This window comes from Aquamicrobium terrae (assembly GCF_040545735.1).
In the GTDB taxonomy this organism is placed as follows: domain Bacteria; phylum Pseudomonadota; class Alphaproteobacteria; order Rhizobiales; family Rhizobiaceae; genus Mesorhizobium; species Mesorhizobium terrae_A.
The window spans coordinates 24660-46732 of sequence record NZ_JBEPML010000029.1 but is presented as its reverse complement, the minus strand read 5'-3'; the positions used below and the strand labels follow the sequence as shown (position 1 = coordinate 46732).

The 22073-nt window shown below is 63.7% G+C and carries 18 protein-coding genes; 7 read left to right on the top strand and 11 right to left on the bottom strand.

The window, feature by feature from the left end; genetic code table 11:
• Nucleotides 1-48: 48 nt before the first annotated feature.
• Nucleotides 49-948, bottom strand: a complete 900-nt coding sequence (locus tag ABID37_RS25080) for a bifunctional methylenetetrahydrofolate dehydrogenase/methenyltetrahydrofolate cyclohydrolase (RefSeq protein ID WP_354199705.1) — start codon at nt 946-948, stop codon at nt 49-51.
• Between the two features lie 303 nt (nt 949-1251).
• On the bottom strand, nt 1252-2964 hold the full coding sequence (locus tag ABID37_RS25075) for a trimethylamine N-oxide permease (protein ID WP_354199704.1): 1713 nt from the start codon (nt 2962-2964) through the stop codon (nt 1252-1254).
• A gap of 328 nt (nt 2965-3292) precedes the next feature.
• Here ABID37_RS25075 and ABID37_RS25070 point away from each other — a divergent pair, with 328 nt between their 5' ends.
• The gene (locus ABID37_RS25070; RefSeq protein ID WP_354199712.1) at nt 3293-3970 is read left to right on the top strand and encodes a response regulator transcription factor; all 678 of its coding nucleotides are present in this window, start codon (nt 3293-3295) and stop codon (nt 3968-3970) included.
• Between the two features lie 169 nt (nt 3971-4139).
• Here ABID37_RS25070 and ABID37_RS25065 read toward each other — a convergent pair whose 3' ends face one another.
• From ABID37_RS25065 to ABID37_RS25025, 9 genes are all read right to left on the bottom strand, one after another.
• Complete coding sequence (locus tag ABID37_RS25065) at nt 4140-4751, bottom strand: sarcosine oxidase subunit gamma (protein ID WP_354199703.1); 612 nt, start codon at nt 4749-4751, stop codon at nt 4140-4142.
• Nucleotides 4744-7806, bottom strand: coding sequence for a sarcosine oxidase subunit alpha family protein (locus ABID37_RS25060; RefSeq protein ID WP_354199702.1), 3063 nt, complete (start codon nt 7804-7806; stop codon nt 4744-4746). Before ABID37_RS25060 ends, ABID37_RS25065 begins: the two co-directional genes overlap by 8 nt.
• Nucleotides 7803-8111 (bottom strand): sarcosine oxidase subunit delta, encoded by a 309-nt coding sequence (locus ABID37_RS25055; RefSeq protein WP_354199701.1) that lies wholly within the window; start codon nt 8109-8111, stop codon nt 7803-7805. The genes ABID37_RS25060 and ABID37_RS25055 overlap by 4 nt, the downstream gene beginning before the upstream one ends.
• 15 nt (nt 8112-8126) lie before the next feature.
• On the bottom strand, nt 8127-9377 hold the full coding sequence (locus ABID37_RS25050; RefSeq protein ID WP_354199700.1) for a sarcosine oxidase subunit beta family protein: 1251 nt from the start codon (nt 9375-9377) through the stop codon (nt 8127-8129).
• Nucleotides 9378-9418: 41 nt separating this feature from the next.
• On the bottom strand, nt 9419-10762 hold the full coding sequence (gene glnT, locus ABID37_RS25045; RefSeq protein WP_354199699.1) for a type III glutamate--ammonia ligase: 1344 nt from the start codon (nt 10760-10762) through the stop codon (nt 9419-9421).
• A 25-nt stretch (nt 10763-10787) separates the two neighbouring features.
• Complete coding sequence (locus ABID37_RS25040; protein WP_354199698.1) at nt 10788-12116, bottom strand: FMN-binding glutamate synthase family protein; 1329 nt, start codon at nt 12114-12116, stop codon at nt 10788-10790.
• 10 nt (nt 12117-12126) lie between these two features.
• Entirely contained in the window at nt 12127-12861 is a 735-nt protein-coding gene (locus tag ABID37_RS25035) for a GXGXG domain-containing protein (RefSeq protein ID WP_354199697.1), read from the bottom strand.
• A 3-nt stretch (nt 12862-12864) separates the two neighbouring features.
• Nucleotides 12865-13761, bottom strand: a complete 897-nt coding sequence (locus tag ABID37_RS25030; protein ID WP_354199696.1) for a class II glutamine amidotransferase — start codon at nt 13759-13761, stop codon at nt 12865-12867.
• 494 nt (nt 13762-14255) lie between these two features.
• A complete protein-coding gene (locus ABID37_RS25025) occupies nt 14256-14981 on the bottom strand; it encodes a helix-turn-helix domain-containing protein (RefSeq protein WP_354199695.1) in 726 nt (241 codons plus the stop codon).
• A 322-nt stretch (nt 14982-15303) separates the two neighbouring features.
• Between ABID37_RS25025 and ABID37_RS25020 the strand changes: the two genes are divergently transcribed.
• From ABID37_RS25020 to ABID37_RS24995, 6 genes are read left to right on the top strand one after another with little or no spacing between them, the layout of a single operon-like run.
• Nucleotides 15304-16494 (top strand): aminotransferase class V-fold PLP-dependent enzyme, encoded by a 1191-nt coding sequence (locus ABID37_RS25020; protein WP_354199694.1) that lies wholly within the window; start codon nt 15304-15306, stop codon nt 16492-16494.
• A 13-nt stretch (nt 16495-16507) separates the two neighbouring features.
• On the top strand, nt 16508-17458 hold the full coding sequence (locus ABID37_RS25015; protein ID WP_354199693.1) for an HpcH/HpaI aldolase/citrate lyase family protein: 951 nt from the start codon (nt 16508-16510) through the stop codon (nt 17456-17458).
• Nucleotides 17459-17470: 12 nt separating this feature from the next.
• Nucleotides 17471-18661, top strand: a complete 1191-nt coding sequence (locus ABID37_RS25010; RefSeq protein WP_354199692.1) for a malate--CoA ligase subunit beta — start codon at nt 17471-17473, stop codon at nt 18659-18661.
• A gap of 11 nt (nt 18662-18672) precedes the next feature.
• On the top strand, nt 18673-19572 hold the full coding sequence (gene sucD, locus ABID37_RS25005) for a succinate--CoA ligase subunit alpha (protein ID WP_354199691.1): 900 nt from the start codon (nt 18673-18675) through the stop codon (nt 19570-19572).
• Nucleotides 19573-19610: 38 nt separating this feature from the next.
• Complete coding sequence (locus ABID37_RS25000; RefSeq protein ID WP_354199690.1) at nt 19611-20579, top strand: 2-hydroxyacid dehydrogenase; 969 nt, start codon at nt 19611-19613, stop codon at nt 20577-20579.
• Nucleotides 20579-21880 (top strand): glycerate kinase type-2 family protein, encoded by a 1302-nt coding sequence (locus ABID37_RS24995; protein WP_354199689.1) that lies wholly within the window; start codon nt 20579-20581, stop codon nt 21878-21880. Before ABID37_RS25000 ends, ABID37_RS24995 begins: the two co-directional genes overlap by 1 nt.
• Nucleotides 21881-22073: the final 193 nt, after the last annotated feature.

The following is a 22073-nucleotide window of genomic DNA, read 5'->3' as shown; positions in this document are numbered from 1 at the left end:
CGATAGTATTGACTGGAACTCAATAGAACGATGCGGTTGCCGGCGTTTTCAGAATCGGGGCGGCGTGCGCCCGGCAGCTCGGCAGGCGGAAACCAGCGTATTGGCCATAAGCATGGCGATCGTCACCGGCCCGACACCGCCGGGCACGGGGGTGATCGCGCCTGCCTGCCGTTCGGCCTCCCTGTAAGCGACATCGCCCACAAGCCGCTGCTTTCCCTCACCCTTCTCGGGCGCGGCAATGCGATTGATGCCGACATCGATCACCGTTGCGCCATCTTTCACCCAGTCGCCCCTGATCATCTCCGGCCGGCCGACGGCGGCGACAAGGATATCCGCCGTACGGCACAAGGCCGGAAGATCGCGCGTGCGCGAATGGGCGACCGTGACGGTGCAGTTCGCGGCAAGCAGCAGGTTTGCCATGGGCTTGCCCACGATGTTGGAGCGGCCGACCACGACGGCGTTCAGGCCGGACAAATCCCGTCCACGCACGCGTTCGATCAGCAGCATCGAACCCGCTGGCGTGCAGGGCACGAAAGCGGAATCCGCTGCGCCCGCGCCCAGCTTGCCAACATTGACATAGGTAAAGCCGTCAACGTCCTTCTCCGGCGCGATCGCCTGGATGACTGCGCCGGAATCGATCTGGCCGGGCAAGGGAAGCTGAACCAGGATGCCATGGATGTCCGCATCCTTGTTCAGGCTTTCGATCAGCGCCAGCAGATCGGCCTGCGAGGTTTCGGCCGGCAGGGTGTGCTGCACCGAATGGAAGCCGCACTCCTTGGCTTTCCGGGATTTTGAAGCGACATAGACCTGACTGGCCGGGTCCTCGCCGACGATCACAACCGCAAGCCCTGGCGTCACATTCGCCTCGGCCTTGAGCTGCTCCGCCGCTTTCCTGACCGTTGCGACAACGTCTTCGGCGACAAGCTTACCATCTATGACGGTCGACATTTCCTATGCTTCCCCCTGGGGCCTTGGCGGCCCGCGTCCTTTTTGATCGACAGGGCTTATCGTGGCCTTGCCGGTTCTGGAACTCGTTGATTATGTTCCAGAACTATAACAGTCGCCTCACCTTTGCGTCAACTGAAAAGCAAAAAACTTTCATAGAAAGAATAACTCACCACAACCCGGAATGCCTGTCAATCTGGCCCAGGGAGACGCGCGCCGCAAGGCATCGGCGGCAGGCTTTCGAACTTCCTTCCAAATAAAGAAGCCGGCCTGCGGCCGGCTTCTTGTTACCGATAAGGCGTCCGGTCACATGACAAAGATCCTGTCGGCCACAAGCACGACGATGAGGCCGGCGGCAAGGGTGAGGTAGGGAAGAATGCCCGCCTTGCGAACTTTCAGTTCCTCCTGGGTGATACCGAGATCATCCAGCATATGAGCCGGGAAGCGCCCGCCATCCTGGATGTAGTGCCTGAAGCAGAACACGGGGATGATCAGGGCCGCGGCGATGAAGCCTGCCCACAGCGCCCAGGGGTTCCAGACCTTGGCGCCGGCACCCATGAACATCGCGTTGACGAAGGAGAGTATGCCGCCGACTGCGATGAGGAAGGTCGGAGCGCGCCATGGCCGCTTGATATGGCCGTTGTCGATGCGGTGGATCCAGCCTGCGTTGAGGTTGAGGAAGTTGAAGATGATGTAGCCGCAGTTGGAGACGGCGAGGATGAAGAAGAAGCTCCCCGCATCGGCACAGGCAATCGCCAGGATGCCGAGGTTGAAGATGAGGTCGGTCCACATCGCCCGGGTCGGCGCGCCATGATGGTTGACGTGCGACAGGTAGCGCGGCAACCAGCCGTCGACCGAACCCTGATAGAGAGTGCGCGAAGAACCGGCCATCGCCGTGTTGATGGCCAACATCAGCGCCAGGATCATGAGCATGATCATGATCGAGGTGACGAAGCCGGAGCCGCCGACCATCTGCGCCATCGCATTGCCGACACCCGAACCGTCGACGATCTCGTCCGCCAGCATGCCTTCAAGGCCTAGCACGCCCTGGAAGGTAAAGGGAACCAGGGTGTAGAGCAGCAGGCAAAGCAGGCCCGAATAAAGGATCGCACGGACGGTGTCGCGGCCCGGATTCTTGAATTCGCTGGTGAAGCAGATCGACGTTTCGAAGGCGTATGCGGACCAGGCGGCGATGAACAGTCCGCCGAACACAAGGGTCCAGCCGGCGATGTTCCATTCACCGGGTGCGGCGGCATAGGCTTCGGCCAGCGGCACGAAGGGGCTGTAGTTGTCCCAGTTGATCTGGCCAGTCAGGATCGGCACGATGCCGACGATCAGCATCGGGATGATGACGGCGAGGCCAATGAATTTCTGGACGTTGGCCGTGCCGAGGATGCCGCGATGCTGGATCGCGAAGGTGATCAGCATCAGGACCACGCCGATCATGAACACGGAGTTGAAGGAGAAGGAAACCGGTCCGAGCGAGCCGCTGTAGAGCGTCCAGTCACGGATGGCCGGGGTGCCTGCAGCCGTCAGCGCGGCAATCGCATCGGCAGCGGCTTTGCCGGCATTGGCCGGATCGGCAAGCCAGGCGGCCACTTCCGGCGACGCCTCGCTAAATGTCGGGATCGGCGCCAGCGCATTGAGGATATAGGCAGCCGCGATGGAGCAGCCAAGCGACAGCACGGGCGTCCATGCCAGCCAGTTGCACCACACCGACAGCGGCGCGATGAACTTCGAATAGCGCAGCCAAGCGGTCGCCCCATAAACGGAGGCCCCGCCGGACTTGCTGGGGAACAGTCCCGCGATCTCGGCATATGTACAGGCCTGGATTAGGCCGAAGCACACCGATACCATCCAGATGACGAAAGCTGGAATGCCGACGGTACCGGAGATTCCACCGATCGAAAAAAGCACCAGGGCGGGAACGCCGCTGGCAACCCAGAAAGCTCCCCGCCAATCGATGGCTCTATGAAGTTGCCCCGCCTCCGCGGGCTGAGCTTCAGCAATCACGGTCATTGCACAGTCCCCTTCGCTTTATGAACGGGCAACGCTGCCGGAGGCGATCCCGCCCTTGTTGGAACCGGCAAGGTATGTTTCCGCTCAGTCTTATTTTTTTCTTTCAGTGAAAGATCGTTGGAAACTTGACTTTCGTCAAGGCTTTTGTGGTCTAATGGCCCGCCTTGACTGTCTCGTGGAATTGAGAAGCTTGGCGCCACATCGAAAAATATACTGATGTGAAAAAAGAATTCATGCTATGAATTGACTATGAGGCCACGCTCCCGTGGGAAAGGCCTGCTGACATATCGCGACGCCTGGGGAGGAAGCGCATATGAGCGTCGACATGATGCAACGAGAAACCGAGCTCGGCGACACCAAGACAGCCGAAGCCGTTCCTCGCAAGTTCAGGGTTCTTGTCGCGGAGCGCAACCCGTTGGTGGTGTCGGCGCTGGCGGACATGATCTCGCGGGACGGCCGCTTCGATCTGGGAGAGAACGTCACCTCCGGCAAGGCCTTTCTCGAAGCCTGCTCCATGCCGGGTCCCGGATTCGATCTGGCGGTCCTCGGCTGGAAGCTTAGCGACATGGATGGCGGCGGGGTTCTGGCGGAAATCCGCCAGCGCGACATCAATGTTCGTGTCGTGATCTTTTCAAACGACCACGACCTGTCCATCCTCAAGAAGTGCGTGCGGCTGGGCGCCCACGGCTTCTGCTACCAGTTCGACGATCCGGCGATACTGTTCGACACGCTTATCGCCGTGGCGCATGGCCGCATCTGCATTCCTTACATCGATGTCTCTAAGATCAACGACACGCCCCTTTCCCGATTGACGACACGCGAGCATGAGTTGCTGGCGGTGCTGGCGGACGGATGGACCAACGTGCAAATCGCGGCGCGCACGGGAATATCGGAGAACACGGTCAAGTATCACCTCAAGAATCTCTACAGCAAGCTCGAGGTCCGTAATCGGGCGATGGCCGTGGCGCTTTACGCAAGCGAAAAGAATCACGGGCCCGCGGCATAGGCTCTTCCATGCGAAAGGAGGCGGCTCCGGTGGGACAGCTCCGCCGCTCGCAACAGACGATGCATATCCGCGGAAGATGGACACTCCACTCCCGAACCTCGGGAGTGGAGCCGTCATCAGGAACTGAAGGACCGATCAGGCAACCGGAGAGATCCTGGTCCGCTACGGGCTAGGATGACCGAAGACCATATTCCAGCGAAGAATCGGCGATCACGCGGTACAGGCTGTCGGCGAAGCTGGTGAAGACCGCGAGGTTGTAGAGCGGTGTCTCGCCGGCAGCGTCCGCCTCACGCCAGATGTTGATGGCCGTGTGGTCGAGAGACGTCGTTGCCGCGGCGCCGACCGGAAAGACGCCATCGTCAAGATCAAGCGACAGGAACTTGGCCATGGCCTGTGCTGCGCGCGCACCGGAGATGCGGATCAGGCAGCGGCCATCGGACTGGTCGGAAAGAGAGGCAATACCGGCAAAGGCATCGGCGATCCTTTCCATCAGGCTCCCGTCGCCCTGCGGAGCAAAGACAAGGAACTGGTCGGGACCTGACCAGACAAGGGCCACTCCCTTGCCGAAGACCGCGCCGGGCCGCGAAGGCGGTTCGATGCCGAACAGTTTCTTCGCAATCCGGGCCGCAGCGGCTGCGTTGCCGCGCCGGGCCATCACCTGCACCAGAAGAATGTTGCGGATCTCGGTCAGTTCGACGCCCGGCACGCTGCCGGCCCCGTGCACGCCGGGAACGAGCGCCTTCTGCAGCGGCGATTGGGAAGTCCAGGAAAAATCACCCACGCTGGCGCACTCCTTCCGGATCGTAGAAGACGGGACTGCAGATCTCGGCCTCGTAGTCTTCGCTCCGCAGCGGATCGTAGATGCGAACGATCTCACCGAAACGCTCGCGGCCGCGCGTGACAAGGCCGAGACCGAGCCACTGGTTCAGCGTCGGCGAGAAGCACACGGAGGTCACATAACCATGGTCCGTATCCGGCCCCGGCTTTTCGCCTTTCGGCACCACATGAGCGCCGGAACGAAGACGCCGATGCCGGTCCAGAGGCTTGATGCCGACGACGACCTGCCGGTCAGGCGCGGCCAGCGCCTCGCGGCCGGCCATGATGCGGCCGATGAAATCCTTCTTCTTCGACATCATCTTGCCGAGGCCAAGGTCATCCGCCGTCGTGGTGCCGTTGAGCTCGGGGCCTGCGACGTGGCCTTTCTCGATGCGCATGACGCTGAGCGCTTCCGTGCCGTACGGCACGACGCCGAACGGCTTGCCGGCAATCATGAGGTTTTCCGCCATGGCGTTGCCGAAGCGCGCCGGCACGGAGATTTCAAACGCCATCTCGCCAGAGAAGGATATGCGGAAAAGCCGCGCCTTAATGCCGCCGCGCAACTTCACCTCTCGCGCGCCCATGAAGGGGAAGCCCTCGTTGCTCAGGTCTTCGGCGGGATCGCAAAGCGCTTGCAGCAGCTCGCGCGTCCTCGGGCCTGCGATCGAGAACTGCGCCCACTGGTCGGTCGCAGATGACAGTTGCACATCGAGTTCAGGCCACAGAACCTGCCGGCAGAACTCGAGGTGCTGCATGACGGGGCCGGCCTTGGCGGTGGTCGTCGTCATGAAATAGTGATCTTCGGCCAGCCGCGAAGTGGTGCCGTCGTCCATGACGATGCCGTCCTCACGCAGCATCAGCCCATAGCGCGCCTTGCCCACGGCCAGCGAGGAGAAGGCGTTGATGTAGACCCGGTCGAGGAAGGTGCCTGCATCGGCGCCGCGGACATCGACCTTGCCGAGGGTCGAGACGTCGCAGAAGCCGACGCCGTTGCGTACGGTCGTGACCTCGCGGCTGACCGACTGGAGCCAGTCCGTTTCGCCCGGCTGCGGATACCATTGCGCGCGCTTCCACAGGCCGACATCGACGAACACCGCACCCCGCGCCGCCGCCCAATGGTGCGAGGGGGCCAGCCGCCAGGCGTGGAAATTCTCGTCGCGATTGTGGCCTGCGAAGGCACCGATGGCGACCGGCGAATAGGGCGACCGGTAGATGGTCGTGCCGGTCTCCGGAATGGACCGTCCGGTGGTGGCGGCCATGATGGCAAGGCCATTGATGTTGGAGGTCTTGCCCTGATCGGTGGCCATGCCGAGCGTGGTGTAGCGCTTCAGATGCTCCACGCTCTCATAGCCTTCGCGCTGCGCCAGCGTCACGTCGGACGCGGTGACGTCATGCTGGAAATCGACGAAGGCCTTGCCCTTGGCCTGCACCTGCCACAGCGGCGAGATCGCGTAGCCTTCGTCGCCCGCCTCGGCAGCACTGCCGGCATCTTCCGCGAAGCCGCAATCCACCGCAGCCGAAACGCCGGCTGCATGGCCGTCGCGAAGGCATTCGCCGAGCGCGAAAGTGCCCTCGGCGGCGCCCACCATCCTCATGCCGGGCGGGCAATCGCCCGGCACGAAGGCGGCGATGTCGTCGCGCCATGCCGGACGGCCGCGATGGAAGCAGGACAGGCCGACATTCGGATTCCAGCCGCCGGAAACGGCCAGGCAGTCCGCGGCCACCTCTTGCCTGCGGCCGTCCGCGCCTGTGACCACGACGCCCCTGACGCCGTCAACGCCACCCTTGACGTCCGACACGCAGCCGGACAGCACCCGCAATCCGGATGCCTTGACGACGGACTGATATTCCACGGGCACCTGGCCGCGCGAGTCCACGACCACTGAAACTTCACCGCCGGCGCGGCGGATCGCCTCGACCGTGCGCCAGCCATCGTCATTGTTGGTGAAGAGCGCAACCTGCCTGCCCGGCAGGGCCGCGAAGCGATTGACATAGGTGCGCACGGCCGATGCCATCATCACGCCGGGACGATCGTTGCCCGGGAACACGATCGGACGCTCTATCGATCCCGCAGCCACGACGCTGCGCCTGGCGATGATGCGCCAGAGACGTTGGCGCACCTGGTGCGGCCCGGGCACCGGGACATGGTCGTTGACGCGCTCCAGCGCGCCATAGGTGCCGCCGTCATAGACGCCGAACAGCGACGTGCGCTTCATGACGCGTACATTGGGCAGGGCTTCCAGTTCCGTTTCGGCCCGGCGGACCCATTCGCCGGCCTGCATGCCGTCGATCTCGCCGCCATCGCCGAGCAGGCGACCGCCAAGCTGCGTATCTTCTTCCACCACTATGACGCGCGCGCCGATCCGGCCTGCGGCGAGGGCCGCCGACAGTCCCGTGGGACCGGCGCCGACAACCAGCACGTCGCAATGCGCCCAGGCCTTGTCGTAGTGGTCCGGGTCGGGCTGTTCAGCACTCTTGCCGAGGCCCGCGGCCCGCCGGATCATCGGCTCGTAGATCTTTTCCCAGAACTTCGCCGGCCACATGAAGGTCTTGTAGTAGAAGCCGGCCACGAAGATCGGCGACAGCAACGAGTTGACCGCCATGAAGTCGCGGCGCAGCGACGGCCAGCGGTTCTGGCTGTTGGCGACAAGGCCGTCGTAGAGCTCCTGTGTGGTGGCGCGCGTGTTGGGTTCGCGGCGCGCCCCGGTGCGCATTTCCACCAGTGCGCTCGGCTCCTCGGAGCCGGCCGTCATGATGCCACGCGGACGATGATACTTGAACGAGCGGGCGACCAGCTTGACGCCGTTGGCCACGAGGGCGGAAGCCAGCGTGTCGCCGGCGTAACCGGTCATGGCCTTGCCGTCGAAGGTGAAGCCAAGCGGCGCCTGGCGGTCGATCAGGCCGCCGGCGCGCAGGCGATGCGACTGCGTGCCGCCAGTCGCCTGCGTGTTCCCTGCGGCATCGTCCTTGGCAGACGTCCTGCCCAGCGGTTGGGATTCGATATAGCCCGACATGCTCATTCTCCCGGCAGCGCCGCCCTGGACGCTCCCGCGCCAGGAGCCGCCTGCACCGACTTGAATTCGTGGGTCCGCGTGTCACGCTCGGCTATCAGCCAGGAACGGCAGCCGCCGCCGTGATACCAGTATTCGCGCATTGTGCCGGCCACGTTGTCGCGCAGATAGACGTAGTCGTAGAAGGCTTCCTCCAGCGCCGCGGGATCGGAGCCGTCATCGACCGTGTAGCGGGGGCGCTTGGGCGAGGCGTCACCGAGATAGCTGAACTCGCCGACTTCTCGTTCGCCGCAGAAGGGACATGCAATTCGCATTGGCCGATACCGCTTTCAATGGAGGTTTGGTTGGGCGCCCTGGCCCTTCTCGTCGATCATCGCGCCACGCCGGAACCGGTCGAGCCTGAACCGGGCGGCCTCCCGATGCGGCTCGTCCCGCGCGATCAGGTGGGCGAAGACCAGCCCCGAGGCCGGAGTTGCCTTGAAGCCGCCATAGCACCAGCCGGCATTGAGATAGAGCCCGTCGACCGGGGTCCTGTCGATGATGGGCGTGCCGTCCATCGACATGTCCATGATGCCTCCCCACTGGCGCAGCATGCGTACCCGGCCGATCATTGGCATGACGGCCATGCCGCCTTCGCAGACGTCCTCCATCACCGGCATGTTGCCGCGCTGGGCATAGGAGTTGTAGCCGTCGAGGTCGCCACCGAACACCAGGCCGCCCTTGTCGGACTGGCTGATGTAGAAATGGCCCGCGCCGAAGGTGACGACGCCGGGGATGAGCGGCTTGATCGCCTCCGTGACGAAGGCCTGGAGCACATGGCTCTCGATGGGCAGCTTCAGCCCGGCCATCGAGGCGACCCGCGAGGTATTGCCGGCCACCGCCATGCCGACCTTGCCGGCGGCAATCGGCCCGCGCGTCGTCTCCACGCCGGTGATGCGGCCGTTGGTGCGCTGGAAGCCGGTCACCTCGCAATTCTGGATGATGTCGACGCCGAAGTCGTTGGCGGCGCGCGCATAGCCCCACACCACGGCATCGTGGCGCGCGGTGCCGCCGCGCCGCTGCGCCAGGCCGCCCATGATGGGGAAGCGCGGATTGGAGTAGTTCAGGAACGGCAGCTCCTTGCGGATCTGTTCGGCATCAAGCAGCTCGGCATCGATGCCATTGATGCGCATGGAGTTGCCGCGCCGGGCGAACGCGTCGCGCTGCGCATCCGAGTGATAGAGGTTGATGATGCCGCGCTGGCTCACCATGGTGTTGTAGTTGAGATCCTGCTCCATCCGCTCCCACAGCTTCATGGAAAGCTCGTAGAAGCCGACATTGCCGGGCAGCATGTAGTTGGAGCGGATGATGGTGGTGTTGCGGCCGGCATTGCCGGAGCCGATCCAGCCCTTTTCCAGCACGGCCACGTTACGGATGCCGTATTCCCTGGCAAGGAAGTAGGCGGTGGCGAGGCCGTGGCCGCCGCCGCCGATGATGATCACGTCATAGCGGCTTTTCGGCGCCGGATCGCGCCAGGCCCTTGTCCAGCCCCTGTGGCCGGTCATGGCCGCCCGGGCGAGGGAGAAGATCGAATATTTCATCGCATGTTTTCCGGGGTTGAGGGCGATCCGGCGTCGTCGTTTCAGATGTCGAGGGCGTTGTCGCGTTCCCATTCGGTGAAATGGGAAACGTAGGCGTTCCACTCCTTCATCTTCATCTTGACGAAGGCGTCGACCAGTTCCGCACCGAGCATCTGCCTGAAGTCCTCGCTGCCCTCGAGCAGGCGAAGCGCATCCAGGAGATTGAGGGGAAGGCGGGGGGCATCCTTGATGGTGTGGCCTTCCTCATACATGTTGATGTCGCTTCGCTGGCCGGGGTCCAGCTTGTCGCGGAGACCGGCGAGGCCCGCTGCGAGGATGACCGCCTGCATCAGATACGGATTGGCGGCACCGTCCGGCAGGCGCAGTTCGAAGCGGCCGGGTCCCGGCACGCGCACCATGTGGCTGCGGTTGTTGCCCGTCCATGTCACCGCGTTCGGCGCCCAGGTCGCACCCGAGGTCGTGCGGGGTGCGTTGATGCGCTTGTAGGAGTTCACTGTGGGGCAGATGATCGCGGTCATCGCCGGCGCATATTTCATGATACCGCCGAGGAAGTGCATGCCCTGCTTTGACAGCCCGTTCGGCGAATTGTCGTCGGCGAAGACATTCCTGGTTCCGGTCAGGTCCCAGGCCGAGATGTGCGCGTGGCAGCCATTGCCGGTGAGGCCCGGGAAGGGCTTCGGCATGAAGGTGGCCCGCAACCCATGCCGCTCGGCGATGGTCTTGATCATGAACTTGAAGAACGAATAGCGGTCGGCCGTCACCAGCACGTCGTCGTAACGCCAGTTCATCTCGAACTGTCCGTTGGCGTCCTCGTGGTCGTTCTGGTAGGGATCCCAGCCGAGCTCGATCATCGCCTCGCTGGCTTCCGCGATGATGTCGAAGCGCCGCATCAGCGCCTGCTGGTCGTAGCAGGGCTTGCTCATGCGGTCATGCTCGTCGGCGACCAACTTGCCGTCGGGCGTCGTCAGGAAGAATTCCGGCTCGACGCCGGTCTTGACACGGATTCCCTGCGCCGCCGCTTCCTCGACGAGACGCTTGAGCGTGTTGCGCGGTGCCTGTTCGACACTCTTTCCGTCCATGACGCAGTCGGACGCCAGCCATGCCACTTCCGGCTTCCATGCGAGTTGCATGACCGAGCCCGGGTCCGGGATGGCCAGCATGTCCGAATTGGCAGGCGTCATGTCCATGCCGCCGGCGAAGCCGGCAAAGCCGGCACCGTCCTTTTGCACGTCGGAGATGGCACGGGACGGCACCAGCTTGGCGCGCTGGTAGCCCAGCACGTCGGTGTATGTCACCATGAAGAACTTGATGTTCTTCGCTTTAGCGTAGGCTTCGAGGTTGGTCTGCGTCGATGTGTCTTGCCTTGCGTTGAATACGGTACCCATTGAATCGTTCCCCAATTCAAGCTTGTTAAAAGGCGCTCTTCCCAGGCACCCAATTTGTTCCGGCCAGCGGAACTCCCGACATGGCCGCCGCCTCGATCGTCAAGGCGCACAAGTCTTCCGGCTCGAGATTATGAACATGGTTCTTGCCGCACGCGCGTGCGATCGTCTGTGCCTCCAGTGTCATCACTTTCAGGTAGTTGGCCAGGCGGCGGCCAGCGGCGATCGGGTCGACCCTTTTCATCAGTTCCGGGTCCTGGGTGGTGATGCCTGCCGGATCCTTGCCTTCGTGCCAGTCATCATACGCCCCGGCGGTCGAACCAAGCTTGCGATACTCCTCCTCCCATCTCGGATCGTTGTCGCCCAGCGCGACAAGCGCTGCCGTGCCGATCGAAACGGCATCGGCGCCAAGAGCCAGCGCCTTTGCCACATCCGCTCCGTTGCGGATGCCGCCGGACACGATGAGCTGCACCTTGCGATGCATGCCGAGATCCTGGAGAGCCTGCACCGCGGGGCGGATGCACGCAAGCGTCGGCTGGCCGACATGCTCGATGAAAACTTCCTGCGTGGCGGCAGTGCCACCCTGCATGCCGTCGAGCACGACGACGTCGGCGCCCGCCTTCACCGCCAAGGCGGTGTCGTAATAGGGCCTTGCACCGCCGATCTTGACGTAGATCGGTTTTTCCCAATCGGTGATCTCGCGGATTTCGAGAATTTTGATTTCAAGGTCATCCGGACCGGTCCAGTCGGGATGGCGGCAGGCCGAGCGCTGGTCGATACCCTTCGGCAAGGTGCGCATCTCGGCCACGCGGTCGGAAATCTTCTGGCCGAGCAGCATGCCGCCGCCGCCGGGCTTGGCACCCTGACCGACGACAACCTCGATGGCATCGGCGCGGCGCAGGTCGCGCGGGTTCATCCCGTAACGCGAGGGCAGGTATTGGTAAACCAGGGTCTTAGAATGCCCGCGCTCCTCCTCGGTCATACCGCCGTCGCCGGTGGTGGTGGACGTGCCGGCCAGCGTCGCACCGCGCCCCAGCGCTTCCTTGGCGGGGCCGGACAGAGAGCCGAAGCTCATGCCGGCAACGGTGATCGGTATCTTCAGTTCGATGGGCTTCTTGGCGAAACGCGAGCCGAGCACCACCTTGGTTTCGCACTTCTCGCGATAGCCTTCCAGCGGATAGCGCGAGATCGACGCGCCGAGGAACAGCAGATCGTCGAAATGCGGCACCTTGCGCTTGGCACCGGAACCGCGGATGTCATAGATTCCGGTCGCGGCCGCGCGCCGGATTTCCGACAGGCTGTATTCGTCGAACGTTGCCGATTGGCGTGGCGTGGTCGGTGGATTGTGATAGGTCATGTCCGGCCTCTTAGTACGCGTCGGCGTTGTCGATGTTGAAGTTGTAGAGGGTGCGCGCCGAACCGTAGCGCTTGAATTCCTCCGGCTTCACATCGGTGATCCCGGCGCGGTCCAGCAGACCCTGCAGGATCGCGATGTGTTCGGGGCGCATCTCCTTCTCGATGCAGTCGGCGCCGAGGCTCTTGACCTTGCCGCGCACGAACAAGCGTGCCTCGTAGATCGAGTCGCCCAGCGCGTCGCCGGCATTGCCCAGAATCACCAGGTTGCCCGATTGCGCCATGAAGGCCGACATGTGCCCGACATTGCCGCGCACGACGATGTCTATGCCCTTCATGGAGATGCCGCAGCGCGAGGAGGCGTTGCCTTCGATGACGAGCAAGCCGCCCCTGCCCGTGGCGCCGGCATATTGCGAGGCGTCGCCCTTCACCACGACGGTGCCCGACATCATGTTCTCGGCAACACCGGGACCGGCAGAGCCATGCACGGTGATCGTGCTGTTCTGGTTCATGCCGGCGCAGTAGTAGCCCACGCTGCCGCGCACATCTATCTGCACGGGCGTATCCACGCCCACGGCCACGGCATGGCTTCCCTTGGGGTTGAGGATTTCCCAGCTCCTCAGATTCGAACCTTCGGTCACCTCGTGAAGGGCCTGGTTCAACTCACGCAGGGTCGTTTTCGACAGATCGAAGATTCTCGCCCCGTGGTCCTCCGGCGTAACCGCCTTGGCAAGGTTGGATGTAGCCATCGCCTAGTGCTCCCAGAAATAAACGGTGGATGGCTCGGGCTCCCAGACCCTTGCCTGCTCGACGCCCGGCAGGTTCGCCAGGGCCCGGTATTCGCTTCCGAACGCGACATATTGATCGGTTTCCGCCATGACGGCCGGCTTGCAGGCGATCGGGTCGCGCACGACGCCGAAACCATTCTTGGTGCCGACCACGAAAGTGAAGAAGCCATCGAGATCGTTCAGGCTCGATTCCAGCGCTTCGCCCAGACCCTTGCCGGTCGCGATCTGGTGCGACAGATAGGCGGCCGCCACCTCGGTGTCGTTCTCGGTCTCAAACTTCATGCCCGCGCGCCTGAGTTCGCGGCGCACATTGTTATGGTTGGACAGCGAGCCGTTGTGCACCAGGCACTGGTCGGGACCCGTCGAGAATGGATGTGCGCCCATGGTCGTCACCGCGGATTCGGTGGCCATGCGCGTATGCCCGATGCCGTGCGATCCCGACATGGCTGACAAGTCGAAGCGCTTCGCCACCTCTTCCGGCAAGCCGACTTCCTTGTAGATTTCGATGGATTCGCCGACACCCATGATGCGGGCGTCGGGCCGCAGCGTAGCGATGGCATCGCGAGCAAGCTCGAGCTTGTCGGCCGGCAATTCCAGCACCGCATGGGTGGACTTGACGGTCATGGCGACCGGGGCGCCGATCTCCCTGGAAACTTCGGAATCGAGCCCTGTGAAATCCACGTCCGGCGACGGCGACTGGATGGTGATCTTGCCATGCCCGGCAGCCGACGATCCGTAAATTGCTATGCCGGCGCTATCGGGGCCCCGATCGGTCAACAGCACCAGCATTTCGGACAGCATGGCGCCGAGCTGCGGCTCCAATGACTTGTCCTTCAGAAACAGCCCTACAATGCCACACATGTATATTCACCTCTTCCAAGCTCTTTCCCTGTCAAGGACGATAGCAGGCATATTTCTCCAATTCAACTCGTATGAATTTTTTTTTCATTTAGGACAAGTGGCAGTCCCAGGGTGCCCAGCCGGCGCCATGGCTGTGCTGCCATTTATGGACGCTCGTCTCCGCCGACGCTGGCGGGTTGCGCGGATTGGATGGGACGTCACATCGGTATGCGAACGCTATGGTCGCGGCTGCCCGCCATGCGCGCATCCGTCCGGACGGCATTCTTGGTGAAATGCGGCATTGCCGATGCGGCCGGAATCTTCAGGGTGTCCTGCCGGCGAGCAAACCGTGGATCGCCTGCCCGCCGATTCAGCGGACGAAACGGCAGGGCGCAACCAATGCAGGCGATCCATGTGTAGGAATTCCGGCAGCCGCAATGGCCGGCGGACATCGGGCCGATGCTTGCGACACAGCTCACCTGCGTGCGCCTACAGGGGCCCTCGGGACGCTGACGTCAGTTGCGACGGCTGCCCTGCGGGTAGGAGATGATGGACAGGTAGCGGATAGGCCGCCGGGTCAGTTCCTCGGGACCGTGAGGTGCATCCGCGTCGAAGAACAGACTGTCGCCGGGCAGCATGCGGAAAAGCTTGCTGCCGTGCCTGTACACGACTTCGCCTTCGAGCATGTAGAGAAACTCCATCCCCTCGTGCTGGAAGGTGGGGAACACGTCGGAATCCTCCGCCAGCGTGATGAGATACGGCTCGACGACGACACCGCTCGTATTGGCGCCGATATGGCCGAGCAGAGTGTATTGGTGGCCGGCACGCGTACCGCGGCGCTCCACGTCGACACCTTCGCCCGCCTTTATGAATACGGCGCTGCGCTCTTCCTCGAAGCGCCGGAAAAGTGCGGTCAACGGCACGCCGAGCGCCCGCGACAATGCCTGCAGGGTCGTCAGGGACGGCGAGGTGATACCATTTTCGATCTTCGACAGCATGCCCAGCGAGATGTTGGTCGCGGCCGCAAGATCGGCCACCGTGATGCCGAGCTGCTTGCGGAATGTACGCACTTCATGGCCGATCGCGACTTCCAGCACATTCTCGCGGGTGTCGCGCACGGAATGAGGATCCTGGGTCAACGACACGAGGCGGCGCAGTTCGGCAGCCGGCGCCTCCGGCTTGGCTTTGCCTGCGGCCTTGGTTGCCCGGCTCTTCTTCACCGACTTCATGGTTTCCGCCATTTGGTGCGACGCTCCGTTGCCTGTGATTATGCTTTGTCTGTTCATGTCAGTACCATGTTGATGGCGGCGATTCCTAGTGTAGCGCTTGCCGCAGCCCCGAGTTGTCCTTCGTCAGCTCCATGAATCGATGGCCCGGTAGGAGAATAGGCGGGTAGGTCCAGCCTATCCTATCGGAGATCCACGCGGCTGAATGAGTAGGTTCTTTCCAACGCCACAAGGTCCATGATTCTATCTGGACAGGTGTTGTTACTTCCCAGGGCCAGGCTGATCCTTCGAGCAAGCCGAACAGGCGCTTGCGCCGCATTCCGTGGGAGGATTTCTGATGGCTGGCTATACTCATCTCTTTGTTCCGGGTCCGACAAACGTGCCAGAAACCGTCCGTCAGGCCATGAACATGCCCATGGAGGACATGCGCGCACCGGACTATCCACAGCTCGTCAACGGTCTCTTCGTAGACCTGATGAAAGTGTACCGCAACGAGACCGGCCGCGCCTTCATCTTTCCCTCGTCCGGTACCGGCGCATGGGAAGCGGCCATCGCCAACACCTTGAATCCGGGCGATCGCGTGCTGATGTCGCGTTTCGGCCAGTTCTCGCTGTTATGGGTGGACATGGCGCAACGGTTCGGCCTCGATGTCGATGTCGTGGACACCGAATGGGGAACCGGCGTTCCCGTCGACATCTACGCCGAGCGGCTTGCCGCCGACAAGGAGCACCGCATCAAGGCGGTCTTCGTCACCCATAACGAGACCACGACGGGCGTCACCAGCGACGTCGCGGCCGTGCGCGCCGCGCTCGATGCCGCCAAGCATCCCGCGCTGCTCTTCGTCGACGGCGTGTCCTCGATCGCCTCCATCGATTTCCGCCAGGAAGAGTGGGGTGTGGACTGCGCCGTCAGCGGATCGCAGAAGGGCTTCATGCTGCCGCCTGGCCTGGCGTTCCTCTCCGTCAGCCAGAAGGCCCTGGCCGCCAACAAGCAGGCGAAGCAGCACCGCACCTATTTCTCCTTCGAGGACATGATCCGGGCAAACGACACCGGCTATTTCCCCTACACGCCGGCCGTCCAGCTTCTGCGCGGCCTGCGTGCCGCGCTCGACCTTCTGCTCGACGAGGGGCTCGACAATGTCTATGCGCGCCACAACCGGCTGGCACAGGGTGTCCGCGAAGCGGTCAAGGCATGGGGCCTGCAAATCTGCGCCAAGGGGGAAAAGTGGCATTCCGACACGGTGAGCGCGGTCATCGTGCCTGACGGCATCGACAGCACCGAGATCGTGCGCCGCGCCTATCACGGATACCAGACTTCGCTGGGTGTCGGCCTCAACAAGGTTGCCGGCAAGGTCTTCCGCATCGGCCATATCGGATGGATCAACGAAGTGATGATGTGTTCCGCACTGGCGGCCGCCGAAATGGCCCTGCTCGATTGCGGCGTTAAGATCCAGGCCGGCTCCGGCGTCGGCGCGGCAGTGGAGCATTATCGCCAGTCGGCGCGTGCAGCCGTCGCCAAAGCGGCCTGAGGGAGGCACGGACATGAGCCATACCCTCCATCATCTTCGCAAACCGAGGCTCCAGCGCAGCGAGCTTGCTGTGCCGGGCTCCAATCCGGAAATGATCCGCAAAGCCGCCGAAGGCGCTGCCGACTACGTGTTCCTGGACATGGAAGACGCGGTGGCCCCGCCGGACAAGGAAAAGGCCCGCAGCAACATCATCCAGGCGCTGAACGAGATCGACTGGCGCAGCCGCGGCAAGACCGTCTCGATCCGCATCAACGGCCTGGACACCCACTACATGTATCGCGACGTGGTCGACGTGATGGAGCAGGCCGGCGACCGGCTCGACACCATTCTGGTGCCGAAGGTGGGCGTGCCCGCCGATCTCTACATGGTCGAGGCGCTGGTCAACCAGATCGAGATGGCGAAAGGCTACCAGACACGTGTCGGTCTGGAAGCCCTGATCGAAACGGCGCTCGGAATGGCCAATGTCGAGGCGATCGCCGCCTATGGTGGGCGGCTGGAGGCGATGCATTTCGGCGTCGCCGACTATGCGGCAAGCTGCAAGGCCCGCACGGTCAGCATCGGCGGCCTCAATCCCGACTATCCGGGTGACCAGTGGCATTTCGCGCTGTCGCGCATGACGGTGGCCTGCCGTGCCTACGGGCTGCGGGCCATCGACGGGCCGTTCGGCGATTTTTCCGATCCGGAAGCCTATCTGGACGCCGCCAAGCGCGCCGCCGCGCTCGGGATCGAGGGCAAGTGGGCCATCCACCCCTCGCAGATCGAGCTTGCCAACGAGGTCTTCTCGCCGCCGGCGAAGGAGGTGGCCCGCGCCCGGCGCATCATCGAGGCACTCAGGGAAGCCGAAGATCAAGGCAGGGGCGCGGCCGCGCTGGACGGCAAGATGATCGACGCCGCGTCCGAGCGCATGGCTCGCAACGTGCTCGTCGTCCATGAAGCCATCGAGCGCGCCGCGCACGCAGTCTGACGGGAGGTAAAGATGGATATCCACGAATACCAGGCCAAGGAATTGCTGTCGCGCTATTCGGTGCAGATCCCGCGTGGGGGTCTGGCCTACAGCCCCGAGCAGGCTGCCTATCGCGCGAGCGAGATCGGCGGCGGCAAATGGGTCGTCAAGGCGCAGATCCACTCCGGCGCACGCGGAAAGGCAGGCGGCATCCGCATCTGCAATTCGGACGGCGAAGTCGCGAAGGCCGCCGAAGGCCTGCTCGGCCGCAAGCTCGCCACGACCCAGACCGGCCCGAAGGGCAAGCTCGTCTCGCGCCTCTATGTCGAGGAGACTGTCGATATCCGCCAGGAGCTCTATCTCGGCATCGTTCTCGACCGCAAGTCCGAGCGCGTCATGATCGTCGGCTCGGCCTCGGGCGGCATGGAGATCGAGGAGATTGCCGAGAAGGAGCCGGACTCCATCATTCGCGCCATCGTCGATCCCGGCGTCGGCATGCAGCAGTTCCAGGCGCGCGAGATCGCCTTCGGACTCGGGCTGGAGAACAGGCTCATCAGCAAGGCGGTCGACACCCTCATGGGCTGCTACCGCGTATTCCGCGACTTCGACGCCTCCATGCTGGAAATCAACCCGCTGGTGGTGACGGGCGACGGCAACCTGATCGCCCTCGACGCCAAGATGTCCTTCGACGAGAACGCGCTGTTCCGACGACCCGAGATCTCCGAACTGAGAGACAAGTCGCAGGAGGACCCCCGCGAAACCTTCGCCAGCGATCGTGGCCTCTCCTATGTCGGGCTCGATGGCAATATCGGCTGCATCATCAACGGCGCCGGCCTGGCCATGGCCACCATGGACATGATCAAGATCGCGGGCGGCGAGCCGGCGAACTTCCTCGATATCGGCGGCGGCGCCTCGCCCGAACGGGTCGCCAAGGCGTTTCGCGCCGTGCTTGCCGACAACAATGTCGAGACCATCCTCGTCAACATCTTCGCGGGCATCAACCGCTGCGACTGGGTTGCCGAGGGCGTCGTCAAGGCCATCCGGGAGGTTGGCGTCGGCGTGCCGCTGGTGGTTCGCCTGGCCGGCACCAATGTGGAGGAAGGCCGCAAGATACTGGCGGATTCGGGCGAGGACGTGATCGTCGCCGATACGCTGGCCGAGGCCGCCGAGAAGTCGGTCGAGGCCATGCGCGCCTTTGCGAAGAAAAAGAAGAAAGCGAACTGAGGGAGGACGAGATGGCAATTCTGTTGAACCGCAGGACGCGTGTGATCGTGCAGGGCCTTACCGGCAAGATCGGCAGCTTCCATGCCGACGAGATGCGGCGCTACGGAACCAACGTCGTGGGCGGCGTCACGCCCGGCAAGGGCGGGCAGGTCCACCAGGGCATTCCGGTCTTCAACACCGTGCGGGGCGCGGTGAGAGAGACCGGCGCGGACGCAAGCATCGTGTTCGTGCCGCCGCCCTTCGCGGCCGATTCCATCATGGAGGCGGCCGAGGCCGGGATCAGGTTGTGCGTGTGCATAACCGACGGCATCCCGTCCCAGGACATGATGCGGGTCAAGCGCTTCATGCTGCGCTTCCGTTTCGAGGATCGCATGCGCCTCGTCGGTCCCAACTGCGCGGGCATGATCACGCCCGGACAGGCCATGATGGGCATCATGCCGGGCAACATCTACCTGCCGGGCCGCGTCGGCATCGTCGGCCGTTCGGGAACGCTGGGCTATGAGGCGGCGTCACAGATGAAGGCGCACGGCATCGGTGTCTCGACCAGCGTCGGCATCGGTGGTGATCCGATCAACGGCTCGTCCTTCCGCGACATCCTCAAGCTGTTCGAGGAAGACCCGGACACCGACGCGGTGGTGATGATCGGCGAGATCGGCGGACCGCAGGAAGCCGAAGCGGCAGAGTGGGCAAAGCACAATATGCGCAAGCCGCTGATCGCCTACATCGCCGGCCTTTCGGCGCCGAAGGGCAAGCGCATGGGTCATGCCGGCGCCATTATTTCGGCGTTCGGCGAGTCCGCGCAGGAGAAGGTGGAGATCCTTCGGGAAGCAGGCGTCACCATCGTGCCCACGCCAGCGGCTTTCGGCCCGGTCGTCTCGGAGGTGCTGCAGGCCCAGCCAAAGGCCGCCTGATCGCAGAGAGATCTCTTCCGAACCAACCGGGCAAAACAATGAAACCACGTATTATCGTCACCCGACGCTGGCCGGCGGCTGTCGAGCAGGTGCTGGCGGAGCGGTTCGAAACCACCTTCAACCGCTCCGACGAGCCGCTTGGACAGGATCGTCTGCGCGACGCGTTCGCCGAATATGACGCTATCCTGCCTACGGTGAGCGACAGCCTGCCAGCCTCGGTGTTTCCGGATGCCGGCGCGCGGTCGCGCCTCATCGGCAATTTCGGCGTCGGCTTCAGCCACATCGACATCGATGCCGCACGCCAGCGCGGCATCACCGTCACCAACACGCCGGGCGTGCTGACCGACTGCACCGCCGACATCGCCATGACGCTGCTGCTGGGCATCGCGCGCCGGGCGGGAGAAGGAGAACGCGAACTGCGTGCCGGCGCCTGGACCGGATGGCGGCCCACCCACATGATCGGCACCCGGGTTTCGGGAAAGACACTGGGCATCATCGGCATGGGGCGGATCGGGAAGGCCACTGCACGCCGAGCGCATTTCGGCTTCGGCATGGACGTGGTGTTCTACAACCGCTCGAAAGTCGATGACGATGAGACCCGCGCCATGGGCGCTCGTCAGTTGCCGACCATCGAGGATGTGCTGGCCGATGCCGACTTCGTCTCGCTCCATTGTCCGGGCGGGGCGGAAAACCGGCACCTCATAGACAGCCGCCGGCTTGCCGGCATGAAGCCCGGCGCCTTCCTCATCAACACCGCCCGCGGCGACGTGATCGACCAGCAGGCGCTGATCGGTGCGCTCGAAGCAGGAACAATCGCCGGCGCCGGCCTGGATGTCTTCGACGGCGAGCCAGCGGTGCCGGAGGCCCTCAAGCGCATGGACAACGTCATGCTTCTGCCGCATCTCGGCAGCGCCACAGAGGAAACCCGCGTCGCAATGGGCATGAAGGTGGTGGAAAACGTCATCGCCTTCTTCGAAGGACGCGACGTCCCGGATCGGGTGGCGTGATGGAACCTTCTGCCTCCGCTTCCGACCTGATCACGTTGCGCAAGCAGGCGCTGGAACTGTTTCGCGACGGCATCCGCGCCTCCGATCCCGAAAAGGCCGTGTCCGAGGCGCTGGATCAGCGCAGGCAGATGATTGCCGCCGCCCGGCGTGTGATCCTGATTGCCTTCGGCAAGGCAGCCTGTCCGATGGCGCAAGGCGCCCTGCCCTTCCTCGGCAGCAAATTGCACGCCGCGTGCGCCGTGACCAATCCCGAGAATCTGGCACGCCTCGACGACCGGGTCGCGGTCTTGGCGGGCGGCCATCCGCTTCCCGATGAAAACAGCCTGCGGGCGGGACAGATGGTCGAGGACGTCGCGCGGTCAGCCGGGCCGGGCGACCTGTTGCTGGTCCTCATCAGCGGCGGCGGCTCCGCCCTGCTCTGCGCGCCGGCGCCGGGCATCGCGCTGGCCGACAAGATTGCCTTGAATGACGCGCTGATCCGGTCAGGCGCCGACATCCGCGAGATCAATACGGTGCGGCAGGCATTCTCCCGCCTCAAGGGCGGCCGCCTCGCCCAGTTGGCGACGGGCGCGCAAGTGCTGTCGCTGATCCTGTCCGACGTGCCAGGCAACGACATATCCACCATCGCCAGCGGGCCGACGGCGAAACCGCGCGAGACGGATGCCCGGGCAATTCTCGACCGGTATGGGCTGACCGGCGCGCTGCCGACCGCGATGCGGGAGCATTTGAACCGCCTCGCCTGCCAAACGGGCAGACAGGCGGACAGCTTCGATCATGTCGAGAACATCGTGATCGGCGGCAACGACATCAGCCTGAAGAAGGTGATGGAGCGCGCCAGCTCGCTTTTCCCGGCTGTGGTGAAGGCGAACGACTGGCTCGACGGTGACGTTTCCGATGCCGCCTGCGCCCTCCACAGGATCGCGCTCTACGCCGCCCGCGAGACCGGTCCCATCGCGATCGTGGCCGGCGGAGAGCCGACCGTCAAGGTGAAGGGCGGCGGCACGGGCGGGCGCAATCAGGAACTCGCACTGCGCTTCGCCGTGCTTGAGGAAAACGCTCCGATCGGCCGCCAGTGGGTGTTCCTCAGCGGCGCCACGGACGGGCGCGATGGCCCCACCGATGCTGCCGGCGGGATCGTCGATGCAGGGTCGACGGGATGGATGCGCCAGTTCGGTTGCGATCCGGACATGCATCTGGCCAACAACGATTCATATCCCGCACTCGCCTCATCCGGGGATCTTCTGCTGACCGGCGCAACGGGCACCAATGTGGCCGATCTGCAAATCCTGCTCATGCGATAGCTCGGACGATCCTGACCCGCTCCGGGCTCTCGAACGGGTCCGGTTCGGAAGCCTGCCTCCCCTTACCGGGTAGGTTTCCGGTACTTGCCTCCGGTCCCGGCCGGAGGCTTTTTCTTGTCCGGGAGCGGAAGTCACGCTTCGGTTCAACCGGTCTGCAAAGCCTTCAACGCAGCGGTTTTCAAGCATTTGGCAT